The organism is Sodalis praecaptivus (assembly GCF_000517425.1).
In the GTDB taxonomy this organism is placed as follows: Bacteria; Pseudomonadota; Gammaproteobacteria; order Enterobacterales; family Enterobacteriaceae; genus Sodalis_A; species Sodalis_A praecaptivus.
This window is the reverse complement of record NZ_CP006569.1, coordinates 1,780,090-1,794,828: the sequence shown is the minus strand read 5'-3', so window position 1 is coordinate 1,794,828 and position 14,739 is coordinate 1,780,090. Positions and strand designations below refer to the sequence as shown.

The following is a 14,739-nucleotide window of genomic DNA, read 5'->3' as shown; positions in this document are numbered from 1 at the left end:
CCTATGGTTCGTCGTTGATAGTGTTATGTTACACCACTGCCCGCCCAAGCGCGATGCGGCCAGCTCAGCCCTTGGCCTCATGGCGCCCGCTGCCCTCGCCTTCCAGGTAATGGTAGCCGCCGCGAAAGAAAATGAGCGGCGGCATGGCGCCCGGATCGAGATGAAAGGCCATGACCCGACCGACCAGGATGATATGATCGCCGCCGTCGTAAAGGCGATGGGTCTGGCACTCAAAACTGGCCAGCGCCCCGGCGAGTAATGGCGCACCATACCCTCCCCGCCGCCAGCCGACGCCGGACCATTTATCGCCGCCGGGCCGGGCGAATTGATTGGATAACGACGCCTGTTCGCGGCTCAAAATATTGACCGCGTAACGGCCAACCGCTTCGAGTGCGACACCGCTGGTCGAGTGCCGCCCCAGGCTGAACAGAATCAGCGGCGGATCCAGCGACAACGTATTGAACGAGCTGACGGTCATTCCCAGCAGACCGCCATCCGCCTGCTCTGCGGTGACCACGGTCACGCCGGTGGCGAACTGCCCCAGTGCGTGGCGCAATGCCTGCGGCGCGAAAACCGGCAGCGGCTGTTCGGCGGCGGCGCTCATCGTTTTGCCTCCTCGCCGGCGATAAACAGCCGCCGATCGAGCCGCGTTAATCGTTCGGCGCCGTCGGGGGTGATAAGTACCGTTTCGCTAAAGGCCATACCCTGCGCCCAGACATACATATGAAATACCATGCCCGCTTCCAGCCGCCAGTCGCTGTCGGGCAGGAATACCCGGGTAAAATCGCTGGTACGGGGAATGCACACCAGCCCGAGCGTGTAGCCGCTGATATTGGTGTAACTGTCCCGCAGTCCCTCCCGCAGCACCGCCTCGCGCAGCAGTTGGTCCACCGCGCTTGCCGCCGCCCCGGGTCGCATGGCGGCAAACTGTGCATCCTGGCAGGCTACCAGCCGTTCAGCTACGCTTAGCGCGGCGGCATCCGGCTCGCCCACCCACACCGGCCGCATCGAACGCGCGCTATAACCGCGATAATGCGGCACCATCTCAATATGCACCGTATCGCCCGGCTGCAAAATACGCTCCCCCAGCGCGCCGTGCAGCGTGCTGGAGCGCGGGCCGGATTGCATCAACAACAAACGGGTGTTATCCGCGCCGTGCGCCAGCGCGCAGCGGTAAATCTCCGCCGCCACCCGGCGTTCGTTCACGCCGACCCCCGCCGCCGCGACGCCGGCTAGCGTGGCTTGATCGCAAATAGCGCTGCAACGGCGCAGATAGTCGATTTCCAACGCGGATTTCAGCAGCCGCTGCGTCCACATATGGCCGGCAAAATCGATAAATCGCGCCTCGGGCAAGCTTGCCTGCAGCCGCTGTAACCGCGCGGGCAGTAAAAAATGTGAATCGGTTTCCACGCCGATAGTCCGGCGCCGCCAGCCTCGGCGTTCAATTTCCGACACCACCCGCGTTAGCGGTTCGTCGCTGTCGTCGAACAGCACGCGCTCCCGCACCCAGCTCATTTCCGCCAGCATCGGCCCGTCCAGGCTGCGCACGATCATCAGCGGCTCGCCCTCCAGGGGAAACAGGCAACACTGGTACATGGCGGCGGTAGGAATGTGGCCGGTGTAATAGGCCAGGTGTTCAAACTGATCGATAATCAGCAGCTCCACCCCATGTTGGCGCATCACGGCGCGCAGGCGGGTTGCCCGCGCCAGATATTCCTCGGCGGGAAACGCCCAGCCGCTGGCGGTTGCGGGCGTATCAATAAGCATAATGTATGGGCTCCGCGGTTGCATCGATAACACAAAGCGCGCGCGGGCTTTGCGTAAGCCGCCGCGCGCCGTCGGGGGTGACTAGCACGATATCTTCGATACGCACGCCGAAACGGCCCGGGAGATAGACGCCCGGCTCAATGGAAAACACCATATCCTCGCGCAGCGGCCGCGCGTTGCCGCTGACGATATAGGGATTTTCGTGCGCCGCCAGGCCGATACCGTGGCCGGTACGGTGGGTAAAATACTCGCCGTAGCCGGCGGCGGCGATAATGTCCCGCGCCGCCTGGTCCACGGCGCCGGCCGCAACCCCGGGCCTAATTTGCCGGAACGCCGCGTCCTGCGCCGCCAGGACCACGTCGTACAGCCTCTGATAATCCGGCGGCACGGCGCCGGTGATGGCCACGCGGCAGATATCGCCATAGTAGCCTGCGAAACACCCCGCAAAATCGAACACCACCGGCTCGCCGGCGCCAATAACCCGCTCGCTGCCGTGATGCAGCGACGATGCGCCGTTGGGCCCGGCTCCCACGTCGATCCAACTGATCTCGCTAAACCCCGCCTGCTGCATCAAATAGCGCAGGCGATCGCGCAGAGCAAATTCGGTCTGCCCCGTTAAGGCGCCGCAGCTGGCGCAAAAACGCGTCCAGACCTGATCGATGGCCAGGGCCGCCCGGGTGAGACCGGCAATTTCCGCCGGCTGTTTGACGGTGCGCGCGCTGTCGATAATACCGCGGCCGCTGATGAATTCCCCGACGCCGGCGCGCTGAAGCCCTAACAGGAAGTCGCTCCAAAACGCTTCGTCGACGGCAATACGCCCGCCGCCGTCGCGGCTCATTATGTGCGCCAGCAGCGCCACGGGATCGTCACCGTCGACCCAGGTCATCAGGTCGACGCCGTCAATGTCTGCGTACAGCGGCGCCTGCAACAAAGGCGCAAATATCAGCGCCCGCCCCTCGGCGTTCACCAGCAGCGCCAGTAAACGCTCGGTCGCTATCGGCCGGCGGCCGGTGAAATAACCGAAATCGGCGCCGGGGCCTATCAGGGCCATTGCCACCTTCTCGGTTGAAAGCGTTGCGGCCAGACGTTGCCGACGCAGCGTGGGCTCGGGGGGATTGCGCGACATAATTTCTCTCCTGTCGGTAACAGCGCGGTAACACCTATTGACATACGAATAAAATATGACCAACATTTTGTATACAGAATACATACTGGTGAGCAAGTTATGTTCTGTCAAGATGTTTATCCGTCCCGCCGCCGGGCGCCGGGACACCCCGAGTTAACGCGTTAGCCTGGAGGAATTGCAATGCACAACATGACGCCGCGCGAGGTGGTCGAATATTACTACGACAAGGTCTGGTCTCAGCGCTGCCCTGAGGCCATCCCGTCATTGTTCGCCGAGGAGTATGTTAACCATGCCGGCGCGCGCGGCACCCTGCGCGGCCCCGCCGGTATTGAACACAACTATCGCACGACGCTCGCGGCGTTTCCCGATGTGGCGATGCGTCTGGACGCCGTCTTAAGCGAAGGGGATCAGGTCGTAGCCCGCTACACCATGCTGGGCACCCATCAAGATACCTTTCTCGGCATCGCCGCTACCGGCGCGGCGATAAGCGTTCCCGGTATTGGCATCTACCGCGTTGACGGCGGCAAAATCCGCGAAAGCTGGGTGGTACGCGACGCGTTAGCGCTATTAAAACAGCTCGGCGCCGCCTGAAAGTGAACTGGCCCGACTACCTGCAACAGCACCAGCCGGCATTTATCGCCCAGCTGACCGCGCTGCTGCGTATCCCCAGCGTCTCCGCCGATCCTGCCTTGCGGCCGGAAGTTTGGCGCTGCGCCCGCTGGCTGGCGCAGCGGTTGACCGACGCAGGCCTGGAGGCCGTTAGCGTCGATCCCGCCGGCGACTTCCCAATGCTGTACGGCGAATGGCTGCACGCCGCGGGGGCGCCAACCATCCTTATTTACGGCCATTTCGATGTACAGCCGCCGGGGGAAGCGCAGCTGTGGCGCCATCCGCCTTTTGAACCCTGGATTGAACAAGGCCGGCTATACGGCCGCGGCGCGTCGGACGATAAGGGCAATCTGCTGGCACCGGTGCTGGCCATTGAAGCCATGCTGCGCACCCTGGGCCGTCTGCCGGTGAACGTGAAAGTGCTGCTGGAAGGTCAAGAGGAAATATTAAGCCCGGACCTGCCCGCCTTTATCCACCGGCATCAAGCGCGTTTGGCCTGCGATCTGGCGGTCAGCGCCGATGGCTGGCAGTGGAGCGAAACCGAGGCCGACCTGCGGACCGGGCTGCGGGGCCTGTGCGCGCTGGAGGTGACGGTCACGGGGCCGCGCCAAGAATTGCACGCGGGGTCCCACGGCGGCGCGGTGGCGAATCCGATACAGGCGCTGGCGACGCTTATTGCCGGTTTGCATGATGCCGAGGGGCGGGTGCGGGTACCGGGCTTTTATCGTGACGTCCGTCCACTCACGGCCGCCGAGCGGGCGGCGCTACGGGCTATCCCCTTCAGTGCCGCGGATTATCTCGCCCGCACCGGGGCGCCCGCTTTGGTCGGCGAAGCGGGTTTCAGCGCCCTTGAGCGCATCGGCGCCCGACCGACGCTGGAGGTGAACGGCATCACCGGCGGCTATCGCGGTCCCGGCGTTATGACCATCATCCCGGCCCACGCCAGCGCCAAAATAACCTGCCGGCTGGTGCCGGACCAGCAGCCGGACGCCATTGCCCAGGCGGTCGCCGACGCCCTGCGCCAGCGCGCACCGGCCGGCGTCCGCGTAACGGTAACCGTACTGCCCAACGCCGCGCGACCTTACCGCATGGCACTGGATCATCCGGGCAACGTGGCCGCCGCCCGCGTGCTGCGCCGTCTGTATGGCCGCGAGCCGTATTACACCAAATCGGGCGGTTCCATCGCCATTCTGGCGCTGCTTGAGCAGACTCTGGGGGTGGCAACGGTCATTTTCGGTTTTGGCTTGCCGGACGAAAATTTTCACGCGCCGAATGAGTTTTTTCGCCTGGCGCAGTTCGCGCGGGCGCAGTTGGCCTGGGGACAGCTGCTTGAAGAGCTGGCGGTTAACGCTCGGTGAATAAACTGCTTGCGTCATAAATACTGTATGCAGTATACATTTATGAGTTGTTTACTTTTTCAACATTATTGAAACATTCTATTCACCCAAGGGGACAGAGGATGATAAGCGCGATGAATGAGCAGCAGCGACATTGGGTCGGCGTAGCCGAGAAACTGGCGGGGAAGATTGCCGCCCTGTCGGAAAAATACGATCGACAGGCGGGTTTTCCGCACGACGTTTTCACTCTGCTCTCCGAGTCGGGCCTATTGGGCCTGGCGGTGCCGGAAGCCTACGGCGGCCACGGTACGCCGGAAGGCAATGTGCATTTGACCGCCTACCTGGTTACCGAGGCAATTTCCCGCGCCTGCCCCGCGACCGGTTGGGATCTCATTATCCATTACCACCAGTGCGGGGCGGTGGCGCGGCTTGGCAATGAAGAACAAAAGGCGCGCATCCTGGGCGACGTGGCGAAGAACGGCGCGCTGATGGGGTCTTTGGGCAGCGAAGTGGACCACCGTCAACAGGTGGCAAGCAGCACCACCTCGCGCAAACTGGTGTTCCAGGCCGACATGGCGCCGGTAGACGGCGGCTTTCGCGTCAACGCCAACAAGCATTTCTGCTCGAACGGCCCGGTGGCGGACTACCTGTTGTATTGGAGCATGGCGCCCGGCGCCCGCTCCGGCGGCGAAGGGTTGACGCTGTCGATCGTCACCAAAGACAGCCCCGGGCTGGCGTTCCACGAGCACGGCTGGGATGAGATTATCGGGTTGCGCAGTTCGGTCAGCTGGAGCGCGACGCTAACCGACGTTTTTATTCCCTGGCAGAACGTGCTGGGAGAGCCGGCGGATTTTGTGCATAAAGATCCCTACACGCTCGAACTGTCGCAGGCGTTTCAGCTGTTGGGTTCGGCCCAGGGCGCGCTGGACTACATCGTGGGTGTCCTGCGCGACCGGCCGTTTTTGCAAAATGAAGAGGGCCTGATGGTGCTGTTGGGAGAACTGCAAAGCGGCGTGCAGGCCGCCCGCGGCTCCTGCCTGTACGCCAACATGCTCTGGGAGCAACGGCGCTATGGCGACGCCGCGCAAGCGTCTCTCAGCGCCCATCATACCGCCCGCGATACCGCGTTGCTGGTGACCACCAAAGGGTTTGACATCGTCGGTACGCGCGCGCTGTTCCGCACCGCGCCGCTGGAACGCTTCTGGCGCGATATTCGCACCGCGTCTCTGCACACCCGTGAATCCCAGCTACTGCGGCTGGTGGCGGATGCGGTGGTGTCGGGCCACTACGCGCCGAAACAAAAATACGGCTCGCAGACCGTGAAAGCCAGCACCTGGCGCGAACTGGGCCTTGAGGCCCCTGCGCACTGAACTCCCCGCGGGCGGATCCTCGCGTCCGCCCCGGGGGTTACCCGGTAGCCAGGCGGCCACCGCCGCCCTATTCATCAAAGGATAGCGTTCACTATGACTTCAGGGGCCACGCTGCAATTGAAAGAGTTGCAGCGATATTACGATAATTTCGGCGCGGTGCGCGGCGTTTCGCTGTCGTTGGACGCCGGCCAGTTTCTCACGCTGCTGGGACCCAGCGGCTCGGGCAAGACCACAACGCTCATGATGATAGCCGGCTTTATTGAACCCACGGCCGGCGAGATAGTGATAAACGGTCGACCGGTCACCCATACCGATGCCCATAAGCGGGATATCGGCATGGTATTCCAGAATTATGCGCTGTTCCCCCATATGACCGTCATCGACAACGTCGCCTTTCCGCTAAAAATGCGCGGGGTGGCCCGTGCCGAGAGCCGCGCGCGCGCCGCGCAATTTGTGGCGCGGGTGGGACTCGAGCGCTTTGGCCATCGCTATCCCAGCCAGTTAAGCGGCGGTCAGCAGCAACGGGTTGCGCTAGCGCGCGCGCTGGTGTTCAGCCCGTCGCTGGTGCTGATGGATGAACCGCTCGGCGCCCTGGACCGCCGCCTGCGCTTGCAGATGCAAGAAGAGATAAAAAACCTGCAAACCGAATTAGGCTTGACGGTGGTGTATGTCACCCACGATCAGGAAGAAGCGCTGACGATGTCCGATCGGGTGGCGGTGATGGAAAACGGCCGTATCGCCTGCTACGGCACGCCGCGCGAGATTTATGAGGCGCCCAATAACCGTTTTGTCGCCGGCTTCATCGGCGAGTCCAATTTTATTCCCTGCGATCTGCGCCGCCAAGAGCAGGATCGGGCGGTGGTGGCGGTGGCGCCGGAAAGCGAAGTGCAGGTCCTGATGCGCGATCGCCAGCCGGCGGCCCGCGCGGGCGAAGAGAATGTGATTTTCATCCGCCCCGAGCGCATGCACCTTTGCCAGGATAGCGATCATTATCAAAACAAACTTCCGGTACAGGTGCTCGGCGAGATTTATCTGGGGGATGCCTCGCTTTATCGCGTCCGGCTTGCCGGCGGTCAGGAAGTGCGCGTCAAACGCCCCAACCGCGGGATCGGTTTGCCGGTGCAGCCGGGGGATCGCTGCTATGTCGGCTGGCAAATCGATGACGGCATTTTACTGCGTCATTGACCGGCCCGGACGCTTTTCACCACCGCCGTCGATCGGCGTTTATTGATGTTGCCTTCACCAGGAGAAATTATGCGCCAGCACCGTTCACCGTTACCGGGCTATGCCCGCACCGCGGCCGTCGCCGCGTGTCTTTTGATGATGTTCACCGTTAAAGCTACCGCCGCCGACCCGGCGCCGGGTTCGGCCGGTTCGCTGGTTATTTTGTCGCTCGGCGGCAAATATCAGGAAGCCCAGAGCCAATACTGGTTCAAACCGTTCGCTCAGGCGTCCGGCGTCGAGGTGAAAGAGGGCGCCGGCTATAACTATGCCAAGCTGAAGATCATGATTCAGTCGGGCAATGTCGAAGCGGATATTATTGATGTTTCCGCCGATACCGTCACCGCGCTCGCCAAAGACGGGCTCTTGGAAAAAATCGACTGGTCGGCAATCCCCGCCGAGTGCCAAAGCGGCATTCCCGCCGACATGAAATGGGATAGCGCGTTCCCTACCATCCAATGGGCGATGGTGATGGCCTACAACAACCAGAAGTTTCCGGCGGGCAAAGCGCCGCAAAGCTGGGCCGATTTCTGGAACACCCGCGATTTCCCGGGTAAACGCAGCTCAATCGGCGCGACCCGGCCGCCGGTGGAGCAAGCGGCGCTGGCAATCAATGGCGATATGAGCAAACTGTATCCCATCGACTTGGATAGCGCCTTCGCCAAACTGAAAAGTCTGGGCCCGGACATGGTGTACGCCGAAGGCTATGCCCAGGTCGCGCAAAATCTGGCCTCCGGCGAAGCGGACATGGTCATCATCCCCAACGGCCGCATCACGCCGCTGCTCGCCAGCGGGTTGCCTGTCAGCATCAACTGGCATCAGCATTTGAACTTCCCCAGCTTTTTCGCGATTCCCAAAGGCGCCGCCCACCGAGAGAACGCCATGCGGTTTCTCGCCTGGGTGTGCCGGCCGCAAACGCTGGCGCGGCTGGCGGAACCGACAAATTATGGTCCGATCAATCGCGATGCCTACCGCTACATTTCGCCGGAGGTGGCCAAGCTGTTGCCGGGCAATCCGCAGACCGCAGCGCTGGGGCGCATGGCTGACGCGCAATGGCTGAGCGACGCCAGACCGGAAATCGCCCGGCGCTGGGCGCGCATGAGTTTACGCTAAGCACGGCCGCGAAACGGAGAATAAAGATGTCGAGACTTTCGATGACCGATGACCTGCGCACGACCCCGGATGCCCGTCCGGTCCGGCACACGGCGCACAAGCGCCGTTTCCCCTGGCTGATTGCCCCGGCCGCGGTATTTTATCTTATCTTTTTCGGCTGTCCGCTGGCCCAGATGATTTGGCAAAGCCTGTGGTCCGAGGGTTTTACCCTAAGCGGCTATCTGGCTTTTGCCAGCGAAAGCGCCTATTGGTGGATGCTGGGCTACACGCTGGTGCTGGGGGGCGGCACGATGCTACTGGTGCTGGTCGTCGCCTATCCGGTTGCCTATTGGCTGGTGTGCATCGACCGCCGTTATGCGGTTTTGTTGATGGGCCTGGTCCTTATCCCGTTTTGGAGCAGCGGCCTGGTGCGCACCTACGCCTGGATTGTGATCCTGGGGCGGGAAGGCATTGTCAATAACCTGCTGATGGGCTGGGGGTGGCTAAAAACCCCGTTTCCTTTTCTCGGCACCCATACCGCGGTCATCACCGGCCTGGTGTACTATTTGTTGCCCTATATGATCCTGTCGCTTTATAGCGTGATGAACAATATCGATCGTAATCTGATGCTGGCGGCGCGCAATTTGGGCGCCTCGCCCGCGGCGGCTTTTCGCCACGTGTTTGTGCCCCTGACGCACCCCGGGGTGTTCACCGGCTGCTTCCTGGTATTTATGCTGGCCGTGGGTATGTATATCACCCCGGCGCTATTGGGCGGCCCCCACCAGACCACGCTGCCGTTAATGATTGCGCTGCAAATTGACGAGGCGCTGGATTGGTCATTGGCGGCCGCCATGTCGGTCATTCTGCTCACGCTGACGTTGCTGTTGCAATGGCTGGCGGGGCGGTTTGTTAATCTGGACACCTTATGGGGAGGCGCGCGATGACGACGGTCAACAAGCGCGGCGCCGCGCACTACCTACTGGCGGCCTTTTCGCTGCTGGTATTGTCGTTTCTGATTGCGCCGATCCTGATTATCATCGCGGTGTCCTTCAGCCCCGGCGAGATGATCATCTTCCCGCCGCAGGGACTGTCGCTGCGCTGGTACCAACACTACTTCAATGATATCAACTGGATGAACGCCACCCATGTCAGTGTGGTGGTGGCCGTTATCACGGCGCTGTGCTCGCTGCTGCTGGGGACGATGGTGTCGGTCGGCCTGGTGCGCGGCGCATTCCCCGGCAAAAACCTGCTGCGCGCCCTGTTAATGGGGCCGCTCATCGTGCCGAAGATCATCACTGCGGTGGGACTTTATTTCCTGTATATGCATCTGCGTCTGCTCGGCACCGCTCTGGGCCTGGTGATCGCCCATACCCTTATCGCCGTACCCTATGTGGTGATGATCATGACCGCCGCGCTGTACGGTTTCGATCGCCGGCTGGAATGGGCGGCAAGAAGCCTCGGCGCTTCCACGCGCAAGGTGATCTGGTATGTGAGTTGGCCGGTGTTGCGCCCGGCCATCATTAGCGCCACGCTGTTTTCCTTTATCGCCTCGTTCGACGATATCATTCTCAGCCTGTTTTTGTCCCAATTGACCCAACCCACCCTGCCCCGGCAAATCTGGGTGAACGTGCAGCAATTTATCGATCCCACCATCGCCGCGGTTTCCACGCTGATGACGCTGGTGTCGGTGCTGGGATTGGCGCTGGTGATGCTGGTGCAGTGGCTGGCTGCGCGCCGCAGCGTTGCGCGCGCGGACCCAGGGAGATGACCGGCCAGCGATGACAGGCCTCGCTCGACGGGCCGCAGTCGGCGGTGACATCTGCGCTGAGCCAGCGGCATTAAGTGGTAAAAGGCAGGGCAGGCGGCAGCTTATCCGCGGCATACCCCGTGCAGCCCGCCACGCCGGCCGGCCGCGCCCGCGGGCTCAAGCGGGAAGGACGTGATTACTTTCCCGGGGCCAGCGAAGCATCACCGGTTCACCGACCTGAAATGCGGGCGGAGCGCCGTCCCCCGATGACTGCATCCATACCTGCATCTGCGTCCCGCCGTCGAGGGTAACGTAAAAATGCAGCATGTAACCGCGATAGACGACCTGCGCTATCCGACCGGTAGCGCTATTGGCTTCACCGATCGGCGCCGGCGAGGGCAGCGGCGCCAACCGAATGGCCTCTGGCCGTAGGGTCACCGTCACTCGCTGCGCCTCGGAGGGACAGGCGGCAACGGTCAGCGTCAGACCGGCGTCTGCGGCCAACTGGACATGGTCCGCCCCGCGGGCGACCACGCGGGCGGTCAAGAAATTGGACGCGCCGAGAAAACCGGCGACAAAGGCCGTGGCGGGCTTTTGGTAAATGTCGGCGGCGCGGGCGCACTGTTCGAGGCGCCCGTTGTGCATCACGGCAATCGTATCTGCCAGCGTTAACGCTTCATCCTGATCGTGCGTCACCAACAGCGTGGTCAGCCCTAGCCGCTGCTGCAATTGGCGAATTTCCCACTGCAAACTTTCCCGCAACCCTTTATCTAAAGCCCCCAGCGGCTCGTCAAGCAGCAGGATATCGGGTTCAATGACCAGCGCGCGGGCCAGCGAAACGCGCTGCTGCTGGCCGCCGCTCAGTTGTTCGGGTAAACGGTCGTGCAGATGCGCGAGACGCACTCTATCGAGCGCCGCATTGACCTTATCGCTTATGTCAGCGCGCGACAGACCGCGCATTTTCAGGCCGAAGGCGATATTCTCAGCGACGGTAAGATGAGGAAAGAGCGCGTAATTCTGCAATAACATGCCCACGTTACGCTGGTGCACCGCCGTGCGGGCGATCGAGCGACCGTCGACGCGAATATCGCCGCGCGTAGGCGTATCCAAACCTGCCACCATGCGCAAACAGGTGGTTTTACCGCAGCCGCTGGGGCCGAGCAGCACAAGGATTTCCCCCGCCGGCACGGTTAACGACAGATCATCGACCGCCACGGTGCTACCGTAATGCTTGGTCAAATGCGTCAGGCAGACTTCAACGGAACGCTGCATAGCGACTGCCCTCCGACACCCACTGAGGCGCGGTGCGCCGCGGCCGAACGCGGCGCGGTAGCGGATCTGCGGCCATCGCCGCGGTGAAACTGCGTTGTTGCATGTCATCCTGCACAAAAAAACCAAAAGACCCGCCCGGGCGCCGCGCCAGTACTTGCCTGCCGCCCGATGACGCCCGCCCTGCACGCTACGACTAATACGGCGGCCCCGCCGACGTCGCGCCGGTTACTGCCGTGCAGAGGCTATCATGCCAGATACCGCCCGGCTTTGGGAAATGTCATCGCCTTTCCGCGCGGGTTTCAACGCCAATAGAACGCCGTTGACGCCTCTCGTTCAGTGCTGGCGCATATCGCTCAGAAAACGCTGCGCCCGCGGATGTCGCGGTGCGGAGAAAAACGCCTGCGGCGTGGCTTTTTCCAGAATTTTGCCCTGATCCATAAACCAGATGGTATCGGCCACGTCATGGGCGAAATTCATTTCATGGGTGACGCACATCATGGTCATGCCTTCCTGCGCCAAATCGCGCATCACATTCAGCACCTCGCCGACCATTTCCGGATCCAGCGCCGAGGTAGGTTCATCGAATAGCATGACCGGCGGTTTCATCGCCAGCGCCCGGGCAATCGCCACCCGCTGCTGCTGGCCGCCGGACAGCTGAGCGGGATACGCATTGGCTTTATGCGACAGGCCAACGCGCTCCAGCAACTGCCCCGCCTGCCGGCGCGCCTCGCTGCGTTTCAATCCCAGCACTTTCACCGGCGACAGCATGATATTGTCGGCCACCGACAAATGGGGAAAAAGATTGAAACTCTGAAAAACAAAACCGATGCGGGTGCGCAACTGATTAAGGCGGGTGCTGCTACCGTGAATATCCATACCGTCGAATAATATCTGTCCCTGCTCAATAGGTTCCAGCCGGTTAACGGTACGAATCAGCGTGGATTTTCCCGAGCCCGACGGCCCGCACACCACCACCACTTCACCGCTTTTGATCTCCGCGCTCAAATCGGTGAGCGCCTGGTAGTCGCCGTACCATTTGTTGACCTGGTTGAAGATAATCATGGATCTCATGTCTGCGCCCCTTGCTGTTGACGTTGGCTAAACCCGCTCGGCGTAGGTTGCCAGGCGGGCCGAGCGCCGTACGGGCCCGGCGTCGCCATACCTGCGCGGCGGCATTTCCCGCCGTCGGCCGCGGCCCGGTCGGGCGCCGCCGACGCGCTCTTCGCAACACGACCTGAGGTTGACTCTACCCAGCATCGGCGCACCGGCATAAGACAAAAAGCGTTTGATGCGATAAACGGCGCTTATAGCATTGCCAAGCGGAGCGGTCGCGCGGCGCCGCCTGGCCAATCAAGCTTCCCTGCCGTGCTCAGCGTGGCGTCCCATCGGCTTACGTCGTCTCTTGCGGGCGCAGTCGCCGGCCGTTCGCTTACGCCATCGCGTCCGCCGGCGGCGCAGACTTATAAGCGCTGTTTATCACAACATACCGCATCGGTATTTTTGTGTTACCCCGCATGCCATTAGTCTGAGGTCAACCAAAGCCTGTCGGAGCACACCGCAATGAATGATCTGCCCGCCGTTAGCTGCCTGGGTACCAGCGCTCTGTTATTCGATCCGGGCGGCACCCTGTCGCTGTCGCAACAGCAGCGCATCTGGGCACTCGGCCAGGCCGCCGCGGCATGGCCGGAAATCCGCGAAGCGGTGCCCTGCCTGAACAATTTGCTGCTCTACTTTGCCGACGCGCCGCCGCGGGATATCGCCCCGCTGCGCGATAAGCTGCTCAATCAATGGCAAAAAGGGGAACGGCTGTCGCTGGAGGGCAAGATCGTCGATTTGCGGGTGGATTACGGCGGCGAGTACGGCCCGCGCATGGAGCACGTCTGCGAACATACCGGTCTGAGCGTCGATGCGGTGGTAGAGCGACACAGTTCGGTACTCTATACCGTCTATGGACTGGGCAGCCATCCGGGGCACTGTTACCTGGAGGGGCTCGACGCTCGTCTCGCCACGCCGCGACGCCAGGTACCGATACTGAACAATCCCGCTGGGTCTGTTGCGATAGGCGGGATGCAAACCAGCGTGTCGGCCTCCGCCGGCCCCAGCGGCTGGAACCAGATTGGCCTTACCCGCATGACGTTTTTTGACCCTACCCGGACACCGCCGGCGGTGATGGCGCCCGGAGACAAAATCCGTTTTTGCCCTGACAAGGTGATTTTATGATCGAGATACTCTCCCCCAGCCACCTGGTCAGCGTGCAGGATTTGGGGCGCTTCGGCCATCTGCACCACGGCGTCGGCATTTCCGGCGCCATGGATAAGCCCGCGCTGTGCGCCGGCAATCTGATGCTCGCCAATCCGCCGACCGCCGCCGGAATAGAGATCCCCTTTTTCCCGCTGCGGTTGCGTTTTCACCGCGCCTGCACCTTCGCCCTCACCGGCGCGGATGCTGGAGCGACGCTGGACGATACGCCGATGTTGCCTTGGTGGTGCGCGCGCGCCGATGCCGGCCAGACCTTGACCTTTCATCGACCGCGCTACGGCGTGCGCGCCTATTTGACCGTCGCCGGCGGCATCCAGGTCGCGCCGGTGCTGGGCTCGCGCAGCACGCAGCTGCGCGGTGGCTTCGGCGGTCTGGCGGGGCGGACGCTGCAACAGGGCGATCAACTGCCGTTGGCGGCGGACGCCGATGCGGGCCCGGGGGGCTTCGGCATTCAACCGCCGCCGACCGCGATGCCGCTGACGTGCGCCGGCCTGCCGGCGGTGCGGGTGATCCCCGCCGCGGAGTATCCCCTGTTCCCGCCGGCCTGCCGCGAGGCTTTTTGGCGCGAACCCTGGAAAGTGACCTCTCAGAGCAACCGTTACGGCTATCGGCTGGCGGGCACGCCGTTGTTGCCGGAGCGACCGCTGGAGATGCGCTCGCACGGCATCGTCGCGGGCGTGATCCAGGTGCCGCACGGCGGGCAGCCGATTATCCAAATGCGCGACGCCCAACCGATGGGCGGCTACCCCAAATTCGGCACGGTAATCGAGGCGGATCTTTGGCGCCTGAGCCAGATCCCCATCGGCCGGTCGGTACGTTTTATCGAAGTGGATTATGCACAGGGGATCGCCGCGCTTGACGAGGTCGAGCGCTACTTAACGCGGGTGCGGGAGATGGTGGCCATTGCCCGCTTATCAGCGACCCCCGCCTGAGGCTTTT

Annotated in this window: 14 protein-coding genes; 9 read left to right on the top strand and 5 right to left on the bottom strand. The window is 62.5% G+C overall.

All coding sequences use genetic code 11. From position 1 onward, the window contains the following. Positions 1–64: 64 nt before the first annotated feature. Genes SANT_RS07940 through SANT_RS07930 form a run of 3 tightly spaced genes read right to left on the bottom strand, consistent with a single transcriptional unit; the run spans position 65 to position 2,893 of the window. A complete protein-coding gene (locus tag SANT_RS07940; RefSeq protein WP_025421764.1) occupies positions 65–604 on the bottom strand; it encodes a flavin reductase family protein in 540 nt (179 codons plus the stop codon). Beyond that, a complete protein-coding gene (locus SANT_RS07935; RefSeq protein ID WP_025421763.1) occupies positions 601–1,767 on the bottom strand; it encodes a M24 family metallopeptidase in 1,167 nt (388 codons plus the stop codon). Before SANT_RS07935 ends, SANT_RS07940 begins: the two co-directional genes overlap by 4 nt. Beyond that, positions 1,757–2,893 (bottom strand): M24 family metallopeptidase, encoded by a 1,137-nt coding sequence (locus tag SANT_RS07930; RefSeq protein ID WP_025421762.1) that lies wholly within the window; start codon positions 2,891–2,893, stop codon positions 1,757–1,759. Before SANT_RS07930 ends, SANT_RS07935 begins: the two co-directional genes overlap by 11 nt. Positions 2,894–3,073: 180 nt before the next feature. Between SANT_RS07930 and SANT_RS22890 the strand changes: the two genes are divergently transcribed. From SANT_RS22890 to SANT_RS07895, 7 genes are all read left to right on the top strand, one after another. Further along, positions 3,074–3,484 carry an ester cyclase gene (locus SANT_RS22890; protein WP_025421761.1) on the top strand — a complete coding sequence of 137 codons (411 nt, stop codon included), beginning with the start codon at positions 3,074–3,076 and terminating at the stop codon, positions 3,482–3,484. Between the two features lie 2 nt (positions 3,485–3,486). Then, positions 3,487–4,860, top strand: a complete 1,374-nt coding sequence (locus SANT_RS07920) for a dipeptidase (protein WP_025421760.1) — start codon at positions 3,487–3,489, stop codon at positions 4,858–4,860. A 101-nt stretch (positions 4,861–4,961) separates the two neighbouring features. Continuing rightward, positions 4,962–6,209, top strand: coding sequence for an acyl-CoA dehydrogenase family protein (locus SANT_RS07915; RefSeq protein ID WP_025421759.1), 1,248 nt, complete (start codon positions 4,962–4,964; stop codon positions 6,207–6,209). A gap of 93 nt (positions 6,210–6,302) precedes the next feature. Continuing rightward, positions 6,303–7,394, top strand: a complete 1,092-nt coding sequence (locus tag SANT_RS07910; protein ID WP_025421758.1) for an ABC transporter ATP-binding protein — start codon at positions 6,303–6,305, stop codon at positions 7,392–7,394. A 69-nt stretch (positions 7,395–7,463) separates the two neighbouring features. Then, complete coding sequence (locus SANT_RS07905) at positions 7,464–8,543, top strand: ABC transporter substrate-binding protein (RefSeq protein WP_025421757.1); 1,080 nt, start codon at positions 7,464–7,466, stop codon at positions 8,541–8,543. 26 nt (positions 8,544–8,569) lie between these two features. Next, positions 8,570–9,466 carry an ABC transporter permease gene (locus SANT_RS07900; protein WP_158500153.1) on the top strand — a complete coding sequence of 299 codons (897 nt, stop codon included), beginning with the start codon at positions 8,570–8,572 and terminating at the stop codon, positions 9,464–9,466. After that, positions 9,463–10,290 (top strand): ABC transporter permease, encoded by an 828-nt coding sequence (locus tag SANT_RS07895; RefSeq protein WP_025421755.1) that lies wholly within the window; start codon positions 9,463–9,465, stop codon positions 10,288–10,290. Before SANT_RS07900 ends, SANT_RS07895 begins: the two co-directional genes overlap by 4 nt. A gap of 156 nt (positions 10,291–10,446) precedes the next feature. Here the strand turns inward: SANT_RS07895 and SANT_RS07890 are convergent, their stop codons facing one another. Both SANT_RS07890 and SANT_RS07885 read right to left on the bottom strand, forming a co-directional pair. Beyond that, a complete protein-coding gene (locus tag SANT_RS07890; protein ID WP_025421754.1) occupies positions 10,447–11,541 on the bottom strand; it encodes an ABC transporter ATP-binding protein in 1,095 nt (364 codons plus the stop codon). Between the two features lie 333 nt (positions 11,542–11,874). Continuing rightward, complete coding sequence (locus tag SANT_RS07885) at positions 11,875–12,612, bottom strand: amino acid ABC transporter ATP-binding protein (protein WP_025421753.1); 738 nt, start codon at positions 12,610–12,612, stop codon at positions 11,875–11,877. A gap of 489 nt (positions 12,613–13,101) precedes the next feature. On the opposite strand from SANT_RS07885, the gene pxpB reads away from it, so the two are divergent. Together pxpB and SANT_RS07870 are read left to right on the top strand one after the other, a co-directional pair. Continuing rightward, complete coding sequence (pxpB, locus tag SANT_RS07875) at positions 13,102–13,761, top strand: 5-oxoprolinase subunit PxpB (RefSeq protein ID WP_038668373.1); 660 nt, start codon at positions 13,102–13,104, stop codon at positions 13,759–13,761. Then, the gene (locus SANT_RS07870; protein ID WP_025421750.1) at positions 13,758–14,732 is read left to right on the top strand and encodes a biotin-dependent carboxyltransferase family protein; all 975 of its coding nucleotides are present in this window, start codon (positions 13,758–13,760) and stop codon (positions 14,730–14,732) included. The genes pxpB and SANT_RS07870 overlap by 4 nt, the downstream gene beginning before the upstream one ends. Positions 14,733–14,739: the final 7 nt, after the last annotated feature.